The organism is Leyella stercorea (assembly GCF_021531355.1).
GTDB lineage: Bacteria > Bacteroidota > Bacteroidia > Bacteroidales > Bacteroidaceae > Prevotella.
The window spans coordinates 1-972 of sequence record NZ_JADYTS010000174.1; the positions used below are offsets into that span (position 1 = coordinate 1).

Sequence of the window (972 nt, forward strand, 5' to 3'; positions counted from 1 at the left end):
GTTTGGGTTATGGTGATGATTTTCTATATGACTGCCGACTGATGGGTATGCGTTTCAACAAGAAGTATCAGACGCTTATGATGTACAAGAACAACAACATCGGCAAGCGACTCGACAATGAGGTGCTCGACCTTGCTGCATTGTTGAAGGGAAGAACTGGCTCTGAATCAGGCTTTCTCTCTATGATGTCGGTTGCGGCTCCCGACCTTGCAGACAACCGATATACTTTCAACAATAGTCATCTTGTTGCTGGCAACTGGCTTTGGAAGACTGGCAAGGATTCGGAACTGCGTGTGCAAGGCAACGGATTTATTGACAAGACCGACATGCATGACTATAGTTCATCCACTTATCTCACCCTTGCCGATATGCCAGTCATAGTTGAGGAGCAGAATGTCTGCAACACCCGAAGCGAATGGAAGGGTGAGGCCAACTATCAGTACAACGGCAGTAAGAGTTTCATCAAGAACAACCTTAAAGGCTATATTGACTTTAACAAGAGTATCGGCACGATGATGTACAACGGACAACGCACCGACATGATGGTGAAGCCGCACAAGCGTAGTATTACTGAGGATTTTCAGATGTCGCACACCACGGCAAAGGGCAACATATATAACGTTGACAGTTATTGGACCTATAGCTATCTGCCGGGACAGTTGCTCACTATTGGTGGAATGACAGAACGGCTGAATCTCGGTTTCTTCTCCACGCAGAATGAAATGCAATATAAACTGAAAGTCGGCAGACACTATCTCAACAATGAATTGGGAGTGAACTACGACTATCAGAGTATTGGTGTGGCAATGGACGAGGAAGCGGAGAAGACGAATGTGTATCAGTTGCTTCGCACGTATTGGACTCCTTCAATGTCGTTCCTTTTCGGAAAGCATAGGATTGGAATAAAGTCGAAGATAAGTTATGCCCGTCAGTCTTACCGTGAGTCAAGAAGCAATCATCTGTGGATAGACC

The 972-nt window shown here is 45.7% G+C and carries 1 pseudogene; it reads left to right on the forward strand.

Going from position 1 to position 972, the window contains the following annotated elements:
* A pseudogene (locus tag I6E38_RS14905) lies at positions 1–972 on the forward strand (hypothetical protein); the annotation flags it as partial.